This window comes from Streptomyces sp. NPDC006733 (assembly GCF_040636125.1).
Taxonomy (GTDB): domain Bacteria; phylum Actinomycetota; class Actinomycetes; order Streptomycetales; family Streptomycetaceae; genus Actinacidiphila.
Window position 1 is genome coordinate 82,839 of the sequence record NZ_JBEYJD010000003.1, and the last position, 18,063, is coordinate 100,901.

Consider the following 18,063-nt stretch of genomic DNA (forward strand, 5'->3'; position numbering starts at 1 on the left):
CCGATGAGCGACCAGGCCACTGACCCGGCGACGGAGACGTTCGTCGCCCACCGCAACCTGCTCTTCACCGTCGCGTACGAGATGCTCGGGTCGGCGGCCGACGCCGAGGACGTCCTGCAGGAGACGTGGTTGCGGTGGGTCAAGGTCGACCTGGCGGAAGTGCGCGACCAGCGCGCCTACCTGGTCCGGATCACGACCCGGCAGGCACTCAACCGGCTGCGCACGATGAGCCGTCGCAAGGAGTCCTACGTCGGCCCCTGGCTGCCCGAGCCGATGCTCACCGCGCCGGACGTGGCCGACGACGTCGAGCTCGCCGAGAGCGTGTCGATGGCGATGATGCTGATCCTCGAGACGCTGTCGCCGACCGAGCGGGCGGTGTTCGTGCTGCGCGAGGCCTTCGACGTCGGCTACGACGAGATCGCGGCCGCCCTGGAGAAGACCCCGGCGGCCGTCCGGCAGATCGCCCACCGCGCCCGCCAGCACGTCGACGCGCGCCGCCCGCGCCAGACGGTCTCCCCCGCGCAGGCCCGCGCGGCCCTGGCATCGTTCCAGCGCGTGCTCGACACCGGCAATCCGCAGGATCTGCTCGACGTGCTGGCCCCGGACGTCGTCCTGGTGAGCGACGGCGGCGGCTTCAAGCAAGCCGCGCTGCGACCGATCGTCGGCGCCGAGAAGGTGACCCGCTTCCTGTTCGGCGCCCTCGGCAAGAACGACCTGCCGGTCACCGTCCACCCCACCATGGTCAACGGCAGCCCCGCGCTCGTCGTCCGCCTGGACGGCGAACTGGACGGCATCATCGCGGTCCGGATCGAGGACGCGCGCATCACCGGCCTGTACTACGTCCGCAACCCCGAGAAGCTGTCGCGCGTGGAGTCCGAGACCCCGCTCGTCCGGCGGTAGGACCCGGCGGCGCACCAGCCCCCCGACGAGAGGAACAGCACAGTGGAGATCGTGGCAGACGACCTCTCCGGCCCGGAGATCGCCCGCTTCCTCGACGAGCACGTCCGGCAGATGCGGTCGATCACGCCGCTGGAGAGCAAGCACGCCCTCGACCTCGACGGGCTGCGCCGACCGGAGATCACGTTCTGGTCGGTCCTGGACGACGGGGCGCTCGTCGGGTGCGGCGCGATCAAACGGCTGGACGCGGGCCACGCGGAGCTCAAGGCGATGCGGACCCGGCCGGCCCGCACGCGCAGCGGGATCGCCTCCCTGCTGCTGGCGCACATCATCACCGAGGCACAGCGCGCGGGCTTCACCCGGTTGAGCCTGGAGACGGGCGCGGCCGAGTTCTTCCTGCCCGCCCGGAAGTTGTACGAGAAGTTCGGGTTCACCTACTGCGAGCCGTTCGCGCAGTACCGGCCCGACCCCAGCAGCGCCTTCATGACCCGGACGCTGTGAGCGGTTCCGGATCCGGGTGCGGCCCGCCCCTGCCGGGCGGGCCGCACCCGTTCCCGGCGGTTACCGGGTGAGCGCGGCGCCGCCGAAGGTCACGACGAGGCGGCCGTCCGCGGCGAAGGACCAGTGCAGGGCGCCGGAGTACGCGGCGCACCGGGACCCGTTCGCGCCGGTCCAGAACTGGTTCGAGCTGTCGGCGTCGCCGACGGTCTTGTCGTTCGACCCGCTGCCGCTGCGGCACGAGGTGTTGTTGCGGAACACCGAGGTGCCCGCGTCGAACGAGTAGTTGCGCTGGTCGTTGTCGATGCTGACGTTGTCCGACACCGTCATGGAGCCGGGGTTGCTGTTGTACGTGAAGCCGTGGTGGCCGTTGTCGTAGGCGATGTCGCGGCGGACGATGTGGTTGACCTTGATGTCGTCGCCGCCGAGCTTGTAGCCGTTGCGGTCGCCGTTGGTGTTCTGGGTGCCGTCGCTGAGGGTGCCGTTGCTGTAGGACAGGGAGTCCTCGATGGTCACCGGGCCGATGGGTCCGGTGTCGGTCTTGGTGTAGAGGTCCCAGCCGTCGTCGATGTTGTGGTGGGACACGTCGTAGCGGAAGACGTTGCCGGGGCCGGAGGTGAGCTTGGCGGCGAAGCCGTCGGCGTTCTCACCACCGGAGTCGGCGTTGTCGTGCGACTCCGAACTCACGACGAGGTTGTTGGCGGGCCACTGGTCCTTGGGGGTGCTGGAGGCGGTGCGGGAGATCTGCAGCCCCGAGTCCCGGTTGAAGCGCGTCACCGTGCGCTCGATGATGTTGTTGCTGCCGCCCACGAAGATGCCGTTGTCGCCCGCGTGCTCGACGACGATGCCGTTGACGCGCCAGTACGAGCCGTTCAGGGCGAGCCCGCGGTTGGCCGGATCCTCGGCCATGGCGGCGAAGTTCAGCACCGGGACCTCGCCCGGGTAGGCCGACAGCTGCGTGCGGGCGGACGCGGTGCCGTTGTTGCCCGGCGCGATGGTGACGGTCTGGGAGTAGTGGTAGGTCCCCCCGCGCAGGTAGATCGTTCCGCCGGAGGTGACGCGGGTGATCGCCGAGGCGAGCGTCGTCGGAGCCGACTGCGTGCCGGCCGCGCCGTCGGTGCCGTTCGGTGCCACGTACACCGCCGAGCTGCTCGGCGGCGGGGTGTCCGCCGTCTCGACGTCGAGGTAGTCGAGGTTGGGCAGCCCGGCGGAGGTGGTGGGGCCGAGGCGGACGGTGTTGCTGCCCGCGGCGACCGGCAGCGTGAGCGTCTTGGTCGCCCACGTCGACCAGGCGCCGGTGCCCTCGAACGACGCGGAGCCGGCCGCCGCACCGTTGACCGTGACGGTGGCGGGCCGGGCGGTGGTGGTGCCGTTGGCGAAGCGCACCTTCACCGTGGCCGTGCCGGCGGTGGCGGCGGTCACCGTGAACTGGGCGGAGCCGCTGGTGGCGTTGGTGCCGTTGCAGAACCCGGTGCCGGAGTAGCCGGCCCAGTCGGAGTCGATGGTGCCGGTGCAGACCGCCGGGGAGCTCTCGGCCTCGTAGCGGGTGGACGCGGCCTGCGCGGGGGCGCCGGACAGGGCGACGAGCGTGCCGGTCAGCAGGCTGACGCAGGCCAGGACGGGGCGTAATTGCATCTGGTGTCTCCAGTTGGTCGGCCGGCCCGTCGCGGGGTTCCGCAGGGGGAGGACGTCGAGGAACCACGCGGCGGTTGACGATGGGGGCGATCCGGGCGGAGACTGCGACCGCCCGGGAAAGCGCTTTCTCGGGACGGTAGGGGCTGTTCTTGAGCACGGTCAATAGTCGCGTACATGATTACAATTCACGCCTGTGAACGCTCAGGGCGTGAATACGCGCCCGCTGCGCGGCCTGGGCACCTCGGTCGCGACTCCTCCGCCCTGGTCGACGACGGCTACCGGCGCGACAGCCCGTGGACGCCGGCCCAGGCGCTGATCGCCGCGGCCAGCTCCTCGGGGCGGTCCTCCGGGGAGTGGTGGCCGGCCGGCCCGAGGCGGGCGACCTCCAGCGCCGCGATGTTCCGCTCGCACCAGGCCACGGCCCCCGCGTCGGTCATCGCACCGGGGCCCGGCGCGAACGCGGCGAGCAGCTTGGGGACATCGGGACTCGCGGCCAGCCAGGCGTCGTAGCGCTCGACGCGCGCCACGACGTCGGCGGGCTCGCCGTCCAGCGGCATCATCCGCGTCCACGCCAGGATCGGGCGGCGGCTGTGCGGCGTCGGGAAGGGGCGCCGGTACACCTCCAGGTCGGCCGGGTCCAGCGGCGTGGCGAGCGCGCCGCCCAGGCCTTCGATGAACAGCGACCGCTCCAGGATCATCTCCTCGCCCACCCCCGGGGTGCGCAGCAGGGTGAACACCGCTCTTCCCGCCGCCGGGAACTCGTCGCCCACCAGCGGCTTGACGATCGTCTCGGCGAACGCGAGGCCACGCACGCTGCCCGGCAGACGGGCGGCACGGTCGAAGGCGAGCGCGCCGCCCCAGTCGTGCCCGACGAGCACGGCCTCGTCGAGGCCCAGCGCGTCGAACCAGGCGTCGAGGTACCGGGCATGGTCGTCGAAGGAGTAGGCGAGGTCGGGCTTGCCGGAGTCCCCCATGCCGATGAGGTCGGGGGCCAGCAGGCGGCGGCCGGGCGCGGCCACACCCGGCAGGACGTTGCGCCACAGGTGCGAGGAGGTGGGGTTGCCGTGCAGGAACACGAACGGCAGCCCGTCCGGGTCGCCGGACTCGCGGTAGTGGAGGGTCGAGTCGAGGACGGGGAGCGTGGGCATCGGGGTGTCACATCGCTTTCGGTTCGGGGAGGTCGAGGTGCAGGACGCGGTCGAGGGCGATTTCGATGACGACCAGGTCCGGCGGGGCGGGCGGGGGCGTCCGGTAGCGGACGGTGTAGCGGCGGACCGCCTCGGCCACGCGCGCCGCGTCGTCGGTGACGGCGGCCCGGCCTTCGAGGGTGATCCAGCGGAAGCCGTCCGCCTGGCAGAGCGCGACCCGGGCCGCCGGACCGGCGGCCAGCACGTTGCGGGCCTTGCGGGCACCGGCCCGGGTGGTCACCCGGGCCAGACCGGCCCCGGCGTCGAAGGTGAAGCGGACGGGGGTCACGTGCGGGGTGCCGTCGGGGCGGAGGGTGGTGAAGGTGGCGGGGTGCGCGTGGGTCAGGAACGCCCGCAGGCCGGACGGGAGTTCGGTGGTCGCCCGGCTCACTTCTTCCTCACGCCCTCGTTCCAGACCAGCTTGGCGATGTTCGGCTTCACGGCCGTGGTGATGACGCCCATGGCCGTCCGGACGTACCGCCTCTCCTCCAGCTCGCGCAGCATGCCGGCGGCGAGGTCGGCGCGGGCGGTGAAGACGCCGTCGGCGCTGGTCTCGGCGGTGTGGAAGCGCGTGACGACGGGGTGTTCGAACAGGCCGGAGGGCCGCACGAGGGTCCACTGCAGGGGCGTGCGGCGGATGACGTCCTCCATGCGGCGCATGTCGTCGTGGACCGGGCGGGCGAGGCGCCGGTTCACCAGCGGGTCGAAGACGTGGTTGAAGAAGTGGGCGCCGGTGGGGCGCCAGTTCGGGTCGGCCACGCTGGAGCTGACGGCGAGCAGCCGCTTGACGCCGTGGCGCTCCATCGCCGTGGTGATGGCGGCCGCGCTCGCCGAGTACAGGGTGACGGCCTGCCTGCCGGGGCGGGCGCCCAGCGCGGACAGCACCGCGTCCGTTCCGGCGACCGCGGCGTCGACCGCCGCCGCGTCGGTGGCGTCGGCGACGGCCACGGTCATCCCGCCGGCCGGGGTGAGGGAGCCGGGGCGGCGGGTCACCGCGACGACCTCGTGTCCGCGGGCGAGGGCCTGTTCGGTGAGGTGGCGGCCGGTCGGTCCGTTGGCGCCGAAGACTGCGATACGCATGGTGTCGGGCATCCCTTCGCGGGGTGAGGGGGAGGTGGGGTGGAACGCCCTTGACTGTGCCGATCATGGAACGCAAGCTCAACGGTGATGAATAACGCCGCCCTCGTCCCCGCCCGCCCGCGCGGCCGTCCCCGCGGCAAGCCGCCGACGCGCGAGTCGATCGTCGTGGCGGCCCGTGCGCTGTTCCTGAGCCGCGGTTACCGGGGCACCACCGTGCGCGCGGTGGCGGGCGCCGCGGGCGTCGACGCGGCCCTGATCGCGTACCACTTCGGCTCCAAGAAAGGCCTGTTCGCGGACGTGATGCAGTTCCAGTGCGCCAACGCGCTGGCAGTGCAGGACGTGCTCGGCGGGGACCCCGCCGCCCTGCCCGAGCGGCTGATCGACGCGGTGACGGGCCTGTGGGAGGACGCCGACTTCCGGCAGCTCACCGCCCACGGCGACGAGGCCGCCGAGGTGATCCGCGAGTACCTGGAACACGAGCTGCTGGCCCGGCTTGTTGAATTCCTCGGCGGGCGCGACGCGACCGCCCGCGCCACGGCCGTGGTGACGGTCCTCGGCGGCCTGATCTACACCCGCTACCTCAACCCGCTGCCCTCCCTCGCCGCCCTCACCCCCGCCGAGGCCCGCCACCACCTCGCCCCGGCGCTGCGCGCGGCCCTGGCCCCCCGGCCCCGCACACCACCGGCCCCGCGACCGGCCCGTCCGACGTAACGCCTGACCTCGCACCGGGGCGGCGCGCGGTCGCGCCCGCGGGTCCCCGCCTCACGGGGGCGGAGGCGGGGACCCGCGGGGGGCGCGTGCGCGGATCAGGACCGCGGCGCGCTCTTCGCGTAGACCTCCGGGTCGACGCGCTGCGGCGCGGCGCCGGCCTCGGGCGCGGGGCCGCCCTCGCTGAGGCCGAAGCGCCCGTGGAACGTGCGCAGGAAACCGGGCGCGTACCAGGCCGAGTTGCCGAGCAGGCGCATCGCGGCGGGCACGAGGATGCCGCGCACGGCGACGGCGTCGATGAGGACCGCCAGTCCGCTGCCGAGGCCGAACAGCTGCATGAAGCTGAGCTTCGCCGTCCCGAAGGCGAAGAAGCTCACCGCCAGCAGGCAGGCCGCCGCGGTGACGATGCGGCCCGTGTGCCCCAGACCGTCGCGCACCGCCGACTCGTTGTCCTCGCCCAGATCGTGCAGTTCCTTGATGCGGCTGGTGACGAACACCTCGTAGTCCATCGACAGCCCGAAGGCGATGCAGAACATCAGCACCGTGATGGACACCTCCATGGGCTGCGCGGTGAAGCCGAGCAGGGAGGAGAGGTGACCGTCCTGGAAGATCCACGTCATGACGCCGAGGGTCGCTCCGAGGCTGATGAGGTTGAGCAGCAGGGCGCGCAGCGGCTGGACGATGCTGCCGGTGAACAGGAAGAGCAGCAGGAAGGTGGTGAGGGCGACCAGGCCCGCGGCGAGCGGGAGCCGGCCGGCGATGGAGTCCTTGGAGTCGACCAGGGCCGCGTCGACCCCGCCCACCAGCGGGTGCGCACCGGCGGGCGGGGCCACCGCCCGCACCTCCTCGACCAGGCCCTGCGCCGCGTCCGACTTCGGCGCCAGGGTGCTGACCACGTTGATCTGCTGCGCGTCGGGGCGGCCGAGTGCCGGGTTGCCGGGGTCGGTCGCGGCCGACCTGCCGCCGGCGTAGGTGCCCGTGCTGGCCTCGACGCGGACGACGCCGCGGAGCCCGGACAGCGTGACCGCGTACGACTCCAACGGGGCCCTGCCCAGGGGCTGGTCGATGACGATGTGCAGGGCCGCGTCGTCGTTGCCGTGGAAGTGCTGCCGCAGCGCCGAGGAGACCTCGCGGCTGGCGGCGCCCTCGGGCAGCACCCGTTCGTCCGGGGTCCCGAAGGTGATGCCCAGCAGCGGACTCGCCGCCAGCAGCAGGACCGCCAGCACGGGCAGCGCGGTGAGCGCGGGCCGCCGCATGACGGTGCCGGCCAGCCGCCCCCAGAAGGGCGCCCGGGTGGCCGGGCGGACCGCCTTCGTCCACGGCAGGCGCCCGCTGTTGACCCGGTGCCCCAGCACGGCGAACAGGGCCGGCATGACGAACAGGGCGCTGACGGCCGCGATGGCCACGACCCCGATCCCCGCGTAGCCGAACGAGCGCAGGAAGTACTGCGGGAACACCAGCAGCGCCCCGAGCGCGGCGGCCACCGTCGCGGCGGAGAACGCCACCGTGCGGCCCGCGGTGCTCACCGTCCGCCGGACGGCGTCGTCCACGGCGGCGCCTGCCGCGAGCTGCTCGCGGAAGCGGCTGACCATGAGCAGCGCGTAGTCGATGCCCAGGCCCAGGCCCAGGGCGGTGGTCAGGTTGATCGCGAACACCGAGACGTCGGTGACGCTGCCCAGGACGAAGAGCTCCGCGAAGGTGCCCGCGATGGCGATGGTGCCGATCGCCAGCGGCAGCAGGGCCGCGACCAGGCTGCCGAAGACCAGCAGGAGCAGCACGAGGGTGAGCGGCACGGCGATCGACTCGGCCAGCAGGAGGTCCTCGCCGGACTGGGTGCCCATCTCGCTGGTGACCGCGGCGCCGCCGCCGGCCTGGACGGTGAGCGCACCGGCGTACGGGCCGGTGTAGGCGTCGATGACGCCCTCGGCGTTCTTCCCGCGTTCGGTGTCGTTGCCCTTCACATGGGCGAGCACCATGGCCTCGCTCCCGTCCTGGGAGCGCAGCTCGGGGTTGGCCGTGTCCCAGTACGAGATCACGTTGTCCAGGTGCTGTTCCTTCTTCAGGGCGGCCACCAGGGCCTGGCCGCCGCGCTGTGCGGCCGGGTCGTCGACGCGGCCGGCGGAGGTGCGGACCAGCAGGACCAGGTTCGTCTGCCCGCCGAACTTCTCCTCGATGACCTTGCCGGCCCGGGTGGACGGGGAGGCCGGGTCGTCGTAGCCGCCTCCGAGCAGCTTGCCGAACGCGCCGGCGCCCAGCACGCCCATGAGGGCCACTGCCACAGCGGCGACGATCAGTACCAGCCGGGACCGGCGGATCGCCAGTTCGGCTATGCGTTCAAACACGCACGATCTCCTTCGATGTCCATACGGTGAAAGCGGCACGGAACGGCCGCGGTTGACGCACGAGGGGTCAGCGCGGCGCTGCCGCGGAGTCGGTTCACCCCGGCAGCGGCAGGTGCGGGTCGCACGCTTCGTCGCCACGGGTGACGCTAGTGAGCGGGCGGAAGTTTTGGCAGTGTTAGATTTTCCTAACACCCCGCACGACGCGGGTGGCCCACCCGGGCGGCCGTCGCCGGCCGCCGCCTGTCCGCGGAGGAATGCGCCATGGCCCCGCCCACCCTGCGCCAGCGCCGCCGCGCGGCCGCCACGCAGGAGATCCTGGACGCCGCCGAGCGCCACCTCACCGAGCACGGGCCGGCGGCCCTGTCCCTGCGGGCGGTCGCCCGCAGCCTCGACATGACGGTGCAGGCGCTCTACCACTACTTCCCGAGCCGGGACGCCCTCGTGACGGTGCTCATCACCAGGGCGTACGACGACCTGGCCGACGCCGTGCGGGCCGCCGTCGACAGCCCGACCCGCGACGCGGACCTGCCGGGGCTGGTGGTCGCGGCGGAGGGCTACCGCCGCTGGGCCGTCGCGCACCCCGAGCGCTTCCAGCTGCTGTACGGGACACCGCTGCGGGACTACGCGGCACCCGCCGACGGCCCGACCACGCAGGCGACGCGCCGCATGAGCGCGATCTTCGAGCGCGAGCTGTTCGCCGGCTTCACCGCGGCCCAGCTGGCCGCGGCCCGCGTCCCGGCTCTGTCACCCGCGCTGCGGGCGCACCTGGAGCGGCTGCCGCACTACGGCCAGGGGTATCTGCCCGCCCCCGCGACCGCCCTGCTGCTGGGCGCATGGGGCCACCTGCACGGACTCGTCGTCCTGGAGGTCTTCGGGCACACCTCCTTCCTCGGCGAACAGCAGGACGACGTCTTCCGCATGGCCATGCGCCATCTCCTGGAGGACCTGCACCGCCGGATCACCCCGGCGTGAGCCGGGGGTCGCGGCGGCCACCGCGCGCTGCGCCCGCGCGGCTGCGCACGCAGCACGAGCCCGGCCCCCGCAGGACCTTGCGGGGGCCGGGCTCGTACGGGGGAGCTGGTCAGCGGCGCGGGGCCAGGACCTGGGCGAGCACGTCGTGCACGTAGGTGTTGGGGTGCTTGCCCGAGAAGCGGTCGGAGAGCGGGCCGGCGGCCGTCACCGGCACGTCCACGCTGGTGTGCCCCGACGTCGTCCAGTCCAGGAAGAACGTCCGGCTGCTCCCCGCGAGGGTGAACACCAGGGGCGCGCCCCACCGTCGTGCGTGACGCAACCGCCCGCTCACGGAACCTCCTGCAGCACACGACTCTCTCGTGCCGGGCCGACCGTAGGGAGCGGGGACGTACCGCGCCTGAACGCAGCGCGCCCTCCATCGGGCGGTGATCCGCAGCTGGGGGATGTGCCGGGGGTGTCAGACGGGGTTGCTGCGGCCGTGCCAGTCGAGGCAGACCACCAGGGCGTCGTCGTCGGCGTCCGCGTCGCGGTACTCGCTGAGTTCCCGCAGCACCGCGCCGGGCACGTCGGCGGCGGGCAGCATGGTGGCCGCGCCGATGGCGCGCGCCAGGGCCTGCTCCTCGTACGCCACGCCGGCCGGCGACGCGGCGGCGTAGACGCCGTCGCTGACGAAGACCAGCCGGTCGCCGGGCAGCACCCGGAACTCCTGCACGACGTAGTCGGTCTGGTCGAACATCCCCAGCGGCAGCTGGGCCTCGAACGGAATGCGTTCCACGGTCTTGTCCCGCTGGCGCCACAGCTGCGGCGAGCCCGCGTCGACCACCTGTACCTGGCCGGTGGCCAGGTCGAAGCAGAGCAGCAGCGTGGACACGTGCGCGTTGCCGCCGTGCTCGGTGTAGAGCGCCTGGTCGGCCAGGGCGGCCTGGTCGGCGATGCCGATGCCGGCCCGGCGGGCGTTGCGCAGGGCGTTGACCGCGAGGTTCGTCAGGAGGGACGCGTCGATGCCCTCGCCCATGCCGTTGGTGATGGTCAGGGTGAGGGTCTGCGCGGCGCTGGCCCAGTCGAAGTTGTCGCCGTGGATCGCGTAGGCGGGCTCCAGCTGGGCGCCGATGGAGTACTCGGCGCGGGCGCAGGAGCGGGCCGGCAGCAGCTGCCACTGCATCTCGGCGGCGAGCGTGAGCCGGTTGACCCGTCGGGCCTGCACATAGACGTCCGTGTCGCGCTCCGCGACCAGGATCTCGTGGCCCATGAGCTCGGCGATGTCGGCGAGGTCACGGACGGCCACCGGCGTGCAGTCCGCCGGGGGCAGCCGGACGGTGAGGACGCCCAGCCGGTCGCCGCGCACGGTCACCGGCAGGTGCAGGTCGACCAGCTCGCCCCCCTCGGGCCGTTCCTCGACCGGCTCCTGGCTGCCGAAGGCCCGGCCCTGCGCGCTGGAGTGCACCGAGACCGCGGCGGCGGTGTGCGGCAGGGTCGTGACCTGCTGCAGGACGCTCTGGCTGTAGTCAGCCATCAGCAGATCCACCGCGTGCGCGCCGTAATGGGCGGCGAGCGCGGAACGCACCGCGTCCAGCAGTGCGTGCGGAGCGGCCGTGCGCAGCGCACGCTCCACGGACAGGAAATTCTTCATGTGCTGGTTCAGACCTTCTCGACGGTGACGATGTGGAAATGACGCTTCTCGGGGAGCAGCGCGTGCGGGGGGCCGGTGACGGGGTGGAAAGAAGCCGCACCGGATGACACAGTGGGGTGATGCCCCCCACTCCCCCGTCGTTCGATGCCGCGCGGGCGGCTCACGTTGCAGGGACAGTGGCGGAGTGGCTCGAGGTGCTGTGGGGGCGTGGTCAGGACGGTACCGCTGTGGGCTCGCTGCCGCCTTCGCAACTGCGTGCGCTGACCGTGATCGAGGAGCGGGCGGGGGCCAATCTGCGGACCTTGAGCGAGGCGCTCGGGTCGCGTCCCCCGTCGGTGAGCCGGCTGTGCGACCGCCTGGTCGCGGGCGGGCTGCTGGAAAGGACCCCCAGCACGACCAGCGGGCGCGAGGTGGAACTGCGGCTGACGGGCCGGGGACGGACCGCGCTGCACGACATACGGGCCCTGCGCCGGCAGGAGGTCACCGAGGTGCTGCGGACGATGCCCGCCGCCCAGCTCGCGGCCCTCGCCGAGGGCCTGGAGGCGTTCCAGGACGCGGCGCGCTCGCGCGTCGGGCTGCACCAGCCGCCCGCGACGCTCTCGCGAGACGAATCCGACACCGCCTAGCAACCGCACCTCCCCTTCCGCTCCTGCCGCCGCGCCGCGACAACGGCGTCGCAGGGCGCGTGGTCGGGCGCCACGAACGCGGCCGACGACTGCTCGGCGAGCGCCCTCACCAGGGAATGTTGCCATATGGAAACTGAATGGCTAGCGTGGTAGTCCTGGCCGCATCCACGGTCGGCACCTGCCCGCCGGCGACCCGAGCAAACGCCGCCAGCATCACGGGACCCGCAGCCGGCCCGGCCCTCCGGCCTCCACCGGCGCTACCGCCATGAGAGGCCGACCCGTGCACTCCTCCGGCACCGCCGAGTACGCCCTGCGGCTGACCAGCCACCGCACCGACGATGCCCTGACCATCACCGTCGCCGGCGACATCGACCCCAACACCGTCGAGCCGCTGCAGTGCGCCCTGAGCGCCGCGCGCACCGGCCCCGACGCGCGGCGCACCGTCGTCCTGGATCTGTCCGCGGTCACCTTCGCCGGCACCTCCCTGATCAACGCCCTGCTGCGGGCCCGGACCTCCCTGGGCGCGGAGCGCCTGCGGATCGTCGACCCGTCGCCCTGCGTGATCCACCTGATGGCCCTGTCCGATCTCGGCCGGCACTTCTTCCCCGACGCCGCGAGCGCGGTGCCGAGCGCGGCAGCGGTCCCCTGACCGCTCCGTGCCCCCGGCACCGGGAGCGGGGCCCGGCGCCGCGGTCGATCCAAGGAAATGGATCATGTGTACGTATATTGGGGGTGCGTCACCCCGCCGGGCATTGGGCAGTTACTGTCCAGACCGGCGGCCGACGCCCGCGAAGCACTCCGCAGTCCGTGGAGGCAGACATGGATCAGGGGTGGACCGTATGGAACCGTTGCAGGTACGCCTGATCGGGCCGGATCGCGACGGCGTGGTGGTGCTCACGGTGGCCGGAGAGCTCGACTACGCCACGGAGCAGGCTCTGGGCGACGCGGTGGCCGACGCCCTGGGCGAGCACTGCGAGCGGCTGGTCCTGGAGTGCGCGGGCGTGACGTTCTGCGACTCGCAGGGCCTCAACCGCTTCCTGCAGCTGCGCCTGGACCTGGAGCAGCGGGGTATCGCCCTGGTCCTGGCGGGCATCAGTACGTCCTTGCGGGCCGTCCTGGACCTCACGGGCGCGATCGAGGTCTTCGTGCTCGCCGACACCGTCGAGGACGCCCTGCGCACCCCCTGAGCCGCCGGACGCCGATCTCCTGGCCGCCCGTACGGCCGGTCGAGGGCGCCGGGACGGTCGGAGGCCGGTGATTCAGCCGCCGTCGACGGCGAACAAGGTGCCCGCCACATCGAACAGCTGCGTCCCCGGCCCGGACGGGGCGGGCAGCGCGGGGGGCGCCACCTCGCCGCCCCCCGCGATCGCGCGGGCGGCCGCCGCCTCCGCGTCCGGGGTGCGGAACGTGACCTGCCAGCGGGGGCGGACCTTCGGATCCGGGGCCTGGTCCACCGCGCCCCCGCGCAGGCTCGCCACGGCGTGCCCGTGGACCACCAGCACCTCCCGGTCGTCCTCGTAGCGCAGCGCGCAGCGCTCGGGGGGTTCGGTGTCCCAGCCCAGCGCCTGGCTGTAGAAGATCGCCGCGGCGAAGGTGTCGCGGGTGTACAGGTCCAGCCACACCCTCCGGTCCTTCCCGCCCGCCGGACCCCCGGCGCCCCAGCCGGGGGTGACGGGCCCCTCCCACAGCACGAAGGGCGCGCCGTCCGGGTCGGTGGCCCACGCATTCGGCCCGGGCCGAAGGACAGCGGGCCGACCGCGACCGTGCCACCGCGTTCACGGACCCGATCGGCCGCCTGGTCCACACTGCGCACCGCGAAGTGCACCGACCAGGCCCGCGGTACGCCGGGCGCGCGCACGGCGGCGCCCAGCCCGGCGAGGGGCATCCCGTCGCTGAGGGCGATCGCGTACTCGTCGAGACCGAAGCCGGGCCGGTAGCTCCAGCCGAGCGTCGCGGCGTAGAAGTCCTTGACCGTCGAAAGGTCGGGGGCCGCCAGGCTCACCCAGCAGGGCGCGCCCTGCACGACATCCACAGCAGCCGGCATACCGGATCCTTTCTGCCCAAAGGGTGAGTGATCACTGTGTCATCAGCGGGGCGCGGTCACGCTCCGGCACGGGTTCCCCGCAGCGGGCGTGTCGGGGGCGGCGGTTGACGTTCCGCGACTCCGGTCGCGAACGGACCGGTGATTGCCCGGGGGCGTACTGCCGTTGTGTCAGTGCTTTGCGGTAGGAAGGGGGAATGAGCAGGGCTGGTCAGAGGGGGTTATGGAGATGGGGCCACGGAATCGGCCGTTGCGGGCACTGGAGCACGGCAGCGAGACGGGCGCTTTCGCCGGTCTGACGGTGCCGCTGCGGGTCGCCGCGTCGCTGCTGGGGATCTCGACCTACATGCTCGACAAGCTGATAGCCGACGGGGTGTTCGTCGTCGAACGGGAGGACGGTTCGTCGCAGCGCGTCATCGCCCTCCCGCGCGTTCTGGCGGTCCGCCGCTGGATGCTCGAAAGCTCTTCGGCGGACTGAGGCACCGCCTCCCCCACCCCGCCGCCAACTGGCCCCCGCGCCGGGCCCGGTCGCCCGTGCGCCGATCCGGCCGCCGTCGCCGAACGCCTCATGTACGCGACACGCGGTCAGTACCGTCGGAGGTTCAGGTCACCTCTGGTGGGGAGAGAGTCGTGAACGTCCTATCCGCGCGAAGACACGCACACCGGCCGGACGGCCGGCGGCCGTCGCACCCGGGCGTCCTGCTGATCGCCCTGGTCGCCCTGGCGATGGCGGGGCTGGTCCTGGGCGTACCCGGGGCCGCACAGGCGAGTACCACCTTCTCCGCGAAGATCGACTTCGGCACCGCGACGACGGTGCCCGTGACGGGCTACACCCTGGACTACGGGCAGGCCTACGGTCCGCGCACCGGACCCGACCAGGGCAGCGGGCTGAGTTACGGCTGGATCGCGATGGGCTCCGCGACGCCGCTGGACCTGGTGGGCAACGGCCGGGACCGTGGAACGGCCGAGCCGGACCGGTTGCTCGCCACGCTGATGCACATGCAACTGCCGGCCGCCTCCCTGGGCGTCAGGACGCCGGGCCGGTGGGAGATCGCGGTGCCCAGCGGCACCTACGCGGTGACCGTCGCCGTCGGGGACCGCACCGCGACGGACAGCGTGCACACCCTGCAGATCGAGGACCAGAACGGCGTCGACGCGTTCGTGCCGAGCGGCACCGTCAAGTACCGCACGGCGACGGCGTATCCGACCGTCACGGACGGACGGCTGACGATCAGCCCGCTCGGCGGCACCAACACGAAGATCAACTACGTGTCGATCGCCCCGCTGGCCGACGCCGACGCCCACCCCGCCGTGCGGGCGGTGACGCCGGCGAACACCGCGGCGGGGGTGTCGCCGACCGGCAGCATCGTCGCGGACCTGCGCCTGCTCGCCTCCGGTGTCGACACCGCGACCCTGTCGAGCAGCACCGTCACGCTCAAGGAAGCGGCGACCGGCACCCCGGTGGCCACCCATGTGATCACCAGCGGCGGCGGCGACGTGATCAACGTGTCCCCCACCGCGGGGCTGAAACCCACGACCCGCTACGAGTTGGCGGTGACCAGCGGGGTCAAGGACCTCGACGGCAGGACCTTCGTCCCCTGGCGCTCGGTGTTCACCACCGGCACGGCCGGGGGCGGCGGCACCGTCGCCTTCGACAAGGTCGCCACCGGCGCGACCGGCAAGATGTTCTCCACGGTGGTGAAGGGGCCGGACGGCAAGCTGTACGCGGCGACCCTGGACGGCTACGTCATGCGGTACACCATCGCCGCGGACGGCACCCTCACCGGAGCGGAGACGATCTCCACCGTCCGCACCGACGCGACCGCGCGCGGCCTGCCCGGCGCTCCCAACCGCTCGATCATCGGCATGGCCTTCGACCCCGCGTCCACGGCGACCAACCCGATCCTGTGGATCACCTCCAACACCATGTACGGCGGGGGCACACCGAGCGAGCCGGACTGGTCCAGCAGCATCGCCCGGCTGACCGGGCCCGCGCTGGCCACCTACACCGAGGTGATCAACCACCTGCCGCGGTCGGTCAAGGACCACGAGACCAACTCGCTGGCCTTCGGGCCGGACGGAGCCCTCTACGTCACCCAGGGCGCCAACAACGCGATGGGTGCCGCGGACCCGACCTGGGGCAACCGGCCGGAGCACCTGCTGAACGCGGCGGTCCTGCGCCTGGACCCGGCCAGACTCCCCGCCACCGGCGCCGTCGACGTCCAGACCGAAGCACCCGGGAGCTACGACCCGTTCGCGGCCAACGCGCCGCTGACCCTGTACGCCACCGGGGTGCGCAACGCGTTCGACTTGGTCTGGCACAGCAACGGCCACCTGTACACGCCGACCAACGGCTCCGCCGCCGGCGGCAACACCCCGGCCACCCCGGCACCACTGCCCGCCGCCTGCTCCCGCCGCGTCGACGCGGCCACGGCCGGCGCCTACACCGGCCCGACCGTCCCGGCGCTGACCTCGAACCCCAACGCCGAGACCGACTACGTCTTCGACATCAAGAAGAACCGCTACTACGGACACCCCAACCCCTCCCGCTGCGAATGGGTGCTGGCCGGCGGCAACCCGACCGCCGGCATCGACCCCTTCGAGGCCACGAGCTATCCCGCCGGTACGCTGCCCGACCGCAACCTGGACCTGGCGGGCATGTACGACGCGGGGCTGCACGCCTCGGCGGACGGCGTCGTCGAGTACCGCAGCAACACCTTCGCGGGAGCGCTCAAGGGCAAGCTGCTGGTCGTCCGCTACAGCAGCGGCCAGGACATCGAGACCTTCGGCGTCGACGCCGCCGGCCGGCTGTCGGCGCCCACGGTGGGCACCACCGGATTCACCGGCTTCCAGCAGCCGCTGGACCTCACCGAGGACACCGCCAACGGCAACCTGTACGTCACGGAGCTGGGCGCATCGAAGATCACGCTGTTGCGGCCGCACGTGACCGCCGCCGCGGCCTCCGCCCACTGAGCAGTGCGTGCCCCCGCCCGCCCCCCGGTACGCGCACCGGGGGGCGGGCGGGGCGGTGTCACCGCTGCGCGGCCGCCCGGTAGGGGCGGAAGAAGGCGCGGAGTTCCTCCGCGTACAGCTCCGGCTCCTCGAAGGCGGCGAAGTGCCCGCCGCGCGCGGGCTGGCTCACCCGCACGACGTTCGCGGTGCGCTCCATCCAGGCCCGCGGCGGGCGGACGATGTCGCCGGGGAAGAGGGCGAAGCCCGACGGCACCTCGACCCGGCGGGCGTGCTGCGCGGGCGGGATCGCGGCGTTCGCGTGGTACATCCGCATCGAGGAGCCGATCGTCCCCGTCAGCCAGTAGATCGTGAGATTGGTGAGGATCTCGTCCTTGGTGAAGCTGCGCTCGAGGTCCCCGTCGCAGTCGCTCCACGCCCGCAGCTTCTCGACGATCCACGCGGCGAGACCGGCCGGCGAGTCGGTGAGCCCGACGGCGGCGGTCTGCGGCTTCGTGCGGTGCATCGCGGCATAGGCCCCCTCCGCCCCGCCCCAGGACGCGGCGGCAGCGAACCAGGCGCGCTCCTCGGCGGTCAGCTGTGCCGGGTCCCCGGCGAACACGGGCACCCCGGCGTCCGTCCGGTGGACGGCCACCACCCGGTCGGGGTGGTCGAGCGCCAGGTAGCGGCTGACGTGGCTGCCGATGTCCCCGCCGGCCGCGCCGAAGCGTTCGTAGCCCAGGACGGTCATCAGGTCGGCCCACAGGCCGGCGACGGCGATGGAGTTCAGCGGCGGGCCACTGGGGCGGTCGGAGTACCCGTAGCCCGGCATGTCGGGCACGACGACGTCGAACGCGTCGGCGGGATCGGCACCGTGCGCGCCGGGGTCGGTCAGCAGGGGGATGACCTTCGCGTAGCGCCAGAACGAGTCGGGCCAGCCATGGCTGAGCACCAGCGGCAGCACCGGCCCGGCCGGGGTGACGGCCCGCACGTGCGCGAAGTGGATCCCGAGGCCGCCGAGCGGGACGCGGAAGCGGGAGAACCGGGCGAGCGCCGCCTCCTGCGCCGGCCAGTCGAACCCGTCCGCCCAGTAGGCGACGAGTTCCCGCAGGTAGGCGACGTCGGTGCCGAGCGCCCACCCGGCGTCCTCGGGCGCGTCCGGCCAGCGGGTCGCCCGCAGCCGCGCTCTGAGATCCTCCAGCGCCGCCGGGTCGGTTGACGGGGTGAACGGCTCGGGGCGGGGCGCGGCATCCGGCATGGACGCATGCTAACGCGGGCGGGGGCGGCGACGGCGGACGCGGGGACGGAGGGGCGGCTCGAGGCGCGGCGGTGCGGGCCGCGGGCCGCGGGCCGCCGGACGTCAGCGCAACTGCCACAGGTGGTCGGCGGTGCCGTTGTCGTCGTACTGCACGACGTGGGCGCTGTTCGCGGTCGACATCAGGTCCACGCCCAGCACCTTGCCGGAGTTGCGGTTGCGGATGCGGTACCAGCCGTCCCC

General features: G+C 73.0%; 19 protein-coding genes. 9 read left to right on the top strand and 10 right to left on the bottom strand.

What is annotated here, in order from left to right:
- The first annotated feature begins 3 nt into the window (after positions 1 to 3).
- Together ABZ721_RS04470 and ABZ721_RS04475 are read left to right on the top strand one after the other, a co-directional pair.
- Positions 4 to 900 carry an RNA polymerase sigma-70 factor gene (locus ABZ721_RS04470; RefSeq protein ID WP_358787070.1) on the top strand — a complete coding sequence of 299 codons (897 nt, stop codon included), beginning with the start codon at positions 4 to 6 and terminating at the stop codon, positions 898 to 900.
- Between the two features lie 42 nt (positions 901 to 942).
- Positions 943 to 1,398, top strand: coding sequence for a GNAT family N-acetyltransferase (locus ABZ721_RS04475; protein ID WP_358787071.1), 456 nt, complete (start codon positions 943 to 945; stop codon positions 1,396 to 1,398).
- A 60-nt stretch (positions 1,399 to 1,458) separates the two neighbouring features.
- Here ABZ721_RS04475 and ABZ721_RS04480 read toward each other — a convergent pair whose 3' ends face one another.
- The 4 genes from ABZ721_RS04480 to ABZ721_RS04495 form a co-directional block, all read right to left on the bottom strand.
- Complete coding sequence (locus tag ABZ721_RS04480) at positions 1,459 to 3,030, bottom strand: carbohydrate-binding protein (protein WP_358787072.1); 1,572 nt, start codon at positions 3,028 to 3,030, stop codon at positions 1,459 to 1,461.
- A 275-nt stretch (positions 3,031 to 3,305) separates the two neighbouring features.
- Positions 3,306 to 4,178 (bottom strand): haloalkane dehalogenase, encoded by an 873-nt coding sequence (locus ABZ721_RS04485; protein WP_358787073.1) that lies wholly within the window; start codon positions 4,176 to 4,178, stop codon positions 3,306 to 3,308.
- A gap of 7 nt (positions 4,179 to 4,185) precedes the next feature.
- A complete protein-coding gene (locus ABZ721_RS04490; RefSeq protein ID WP_358787255.1) occupies positions 4,186 to 4,575 on the bottom strand; it encodes a pyridoxamine 5'-phosphate oxidase family protein in 390 nt (129 codons plus the stop codon).
- Positions 4,576 to 4,604: 29 nt separating this feature from the next.
- Positions 4,605 to 5,297, bottom strand: a complete 693-nt coding sequence (locus ABZ721_RS04495) for an NAD(P)H-binding protein (protein WP_358787074.1) — start codon at positions 5,295 to 5,297, stop codon at positions 4,605 to 4,607.
- 87 nt (positions 5,298 to 5,384) lie between these two features.
- Here ABZ721_RS04495 and ABZ721_RS04500 point away from each other — a divergent pair, with 87 nt between their 5' ends.
- Entirely contained in the window at positions 5,385 to 6,008 is a 624-nt protein-coding gene (locus tag ABZ721_RS04500; protein ID WP_358787075.1) for a TetR family transcriptional regulator, read from the top strand.
- A 95-nt stretch (positions 6,009 to 6,103) separates the two neighbouring features.
- Here the strand turns inward: ABZ721_RS04500 and ABZ721_RS04505 are convergent, their stop codons facing one another.
- On the bottom strand, positions 6,104 to 8,347 hold the full coding sequence (locus ABZ721_RS04505) for an MMPL family transporter (protein ID WP_358787076.1): 2,244 nt from the start codon (positions 8,345 to 8,347) through the stop codon (positions 6,104 to 6,106).
- A gap of 261 nt (positions 8,348 to 8,608) precedes the next feature.
- Between ABZ721_RS04505 and ABZ721_RS04510 the strand changes: the two genes are divergently transcribed.
- Complete coding sequence (locus ABZ721_RS04510) at positions 8,609 to 9,319, top strand: TetR/AcrR family transcriptional regulator (RefSeq protein WP_358787077.1); 711 nt, start codon at positions 8,609 to 8,611, stop codon at positions 9,317 to 9,319.
- A 109-nt stretch (positions 9,320 to 9,428) separates the two neighbouring features.
- Here the strand turns inward: ABZ721_RS04510 and ABZ721_RS04515 are convergent, their stop codons facing one another.
- Positions 9,429 to 9,650, bottom strand: coding sequence for an alkaline phosphatase (locus ABZ721_RS04515; RefSeq protein ID WP_358787078.1), 222 nt, complete (start codon positions 9,648 to 9,650; stop codon positions 9,429 to 9,431).
- A gap of 126 nt (positions 9,651 to 9,776) precedes the next feature.
- Positions 9,777 to 10,949: a PP2C family protein-serine/threonine phosphatase gene (locus tag ABZ721_RS04520; protein ID WP_358787079.1), complete on the bottom strand. Its 1,173-nt coding sequence runs from the start codon at positions 10,947 to 10,949 to the stop codon at positions 9,777 to 9,779.
- Between the two features lie 119 nt (positions 10,950 to 11,068).
- On the opposite strand from ABZ721_RS04520, the gene ABZ721_RS04525 reads away from it, so the two are divergent.
- The 3 genes from ABZ721_RS04525 (at position 11,069) to ABZ721_RS04535 (ending at position 12,762) form a co-directional block, all read left to right on the top strand.
- Positions 11,069 to 11,575 carry a MarR family transcriptional regulator gene (locus tag ABZ721_RS04525; protein ID WP_358787080.1) on the top strand — a complete coding sequence of 169 codons (507 nt, stop codon included), beginning with the start codon at positions 11,069 to 11,071 and terminating at the stop codon, positions 11,573 to 11,575.
- Positions 11,576 to 11,840: 265 nt separating this feature from the next.
- Entirely contained in the window at positions 11,841 to 12,224 is a 384-nt protein-coding gene (locus tag ABZ721_RS04530) for an STAS domain-containing protein (protein ID WP_358787081.1), read from the top strand.
- Positions 12,225 to 12,414: 190 nt separating this feature from the next.
- A complete protein-coding gene (locus ABZ721_RS04535) occupies positions 12,415 to 12,762 on the top strand; it encodes an STAS domain-containing protein (protein ID WP_358787082.1) in 348 nt (115 codons plus the stop codon).
- Positions 12,763 to 12,834: 72 nt separating this feature from the next.
- On the opposite strand, the gene ABZ721_RS04540 is transcribed toward ABZ721_RS04535, so the two are convergent.
- Complete coding sequence (locus ABZ721_RS04540) at positions 12,835 to 13,197, bottom strand: VOC family protein (RefSeq protein ID WP_358787083.1); 363 nt, start codon at positions 13,195 to 13,197, stop codon at positions 12,835 to 12,837.
- A 648-nt stretch (positions 13,198 to 13,845) separates the two neighbouring features.
- Here ABZ721_RS04540 and ABZ721_RS04545 point away from each other — a divergent pair.
- Positions 13,846 to 14,094 carry a hypothetical protein gene (locus tag ABZ721_RS04545; protein WP_358787084.1) on the top strand — a complete coding sequence of 83 codons (249 nt, stop codon included), beginning with the start codon at positions 13,846 to 13,848 and terminating at the stop codon, positions 14,092 to 14,094.
- Positions 14,095 to 14,246: 152 nt separating this feature from the next.
- The gene (locus ABZ721_RS04550; protein WP_358787085.1) at positions 14,247 to 16,589 is read left to right on the top strand and encodes an Ig-like domain-containing protein; all 2,343 of its coding nucleotides are present in this window, start codon (positions 14,247 to 14,249) and stop codon (positions 16,587 to 16,589) included.
- A gap of 58 nt (positions 16,590 to 16,647) precedes the next feature.
- Here the strand turns inward: ABZ721_RS04550 and ABZ721_RS04555 are convergent, their stop codons facing one another.
- Both ABZ721_RS04555 and ABZ721_RS04560 read right to left on the bottom strand, forming a co-directional pair.
- On the bottom strand, positions 16,648 to 17,823 hold the full coding sequence (locus tag ABZ721_RS04555; RefSeq protein ID WP_358787086.1) for an epoxide hydrolase family protein: 1,176 nt from the start codon (positions 17,821 to 17,823) through the stop codon (positions 16,648 to 16,650).
- A 102-nt stretch (positions 17,824 to 17,925) separates the two neighbouring features.
- Positions 17,926 to 18,003, bottom strand: a complete 78-nt coding sequence (locus ABZ721_RS04560) for a hypothetical protein (protein WP_358787256.1) — start codon at positions 18,001 to 18,003, stop codon at positions 17,926 to 17,928.
- Between the last annotated feature and the right edge of the window lie 60 nt (positions 18,004 to 18,063).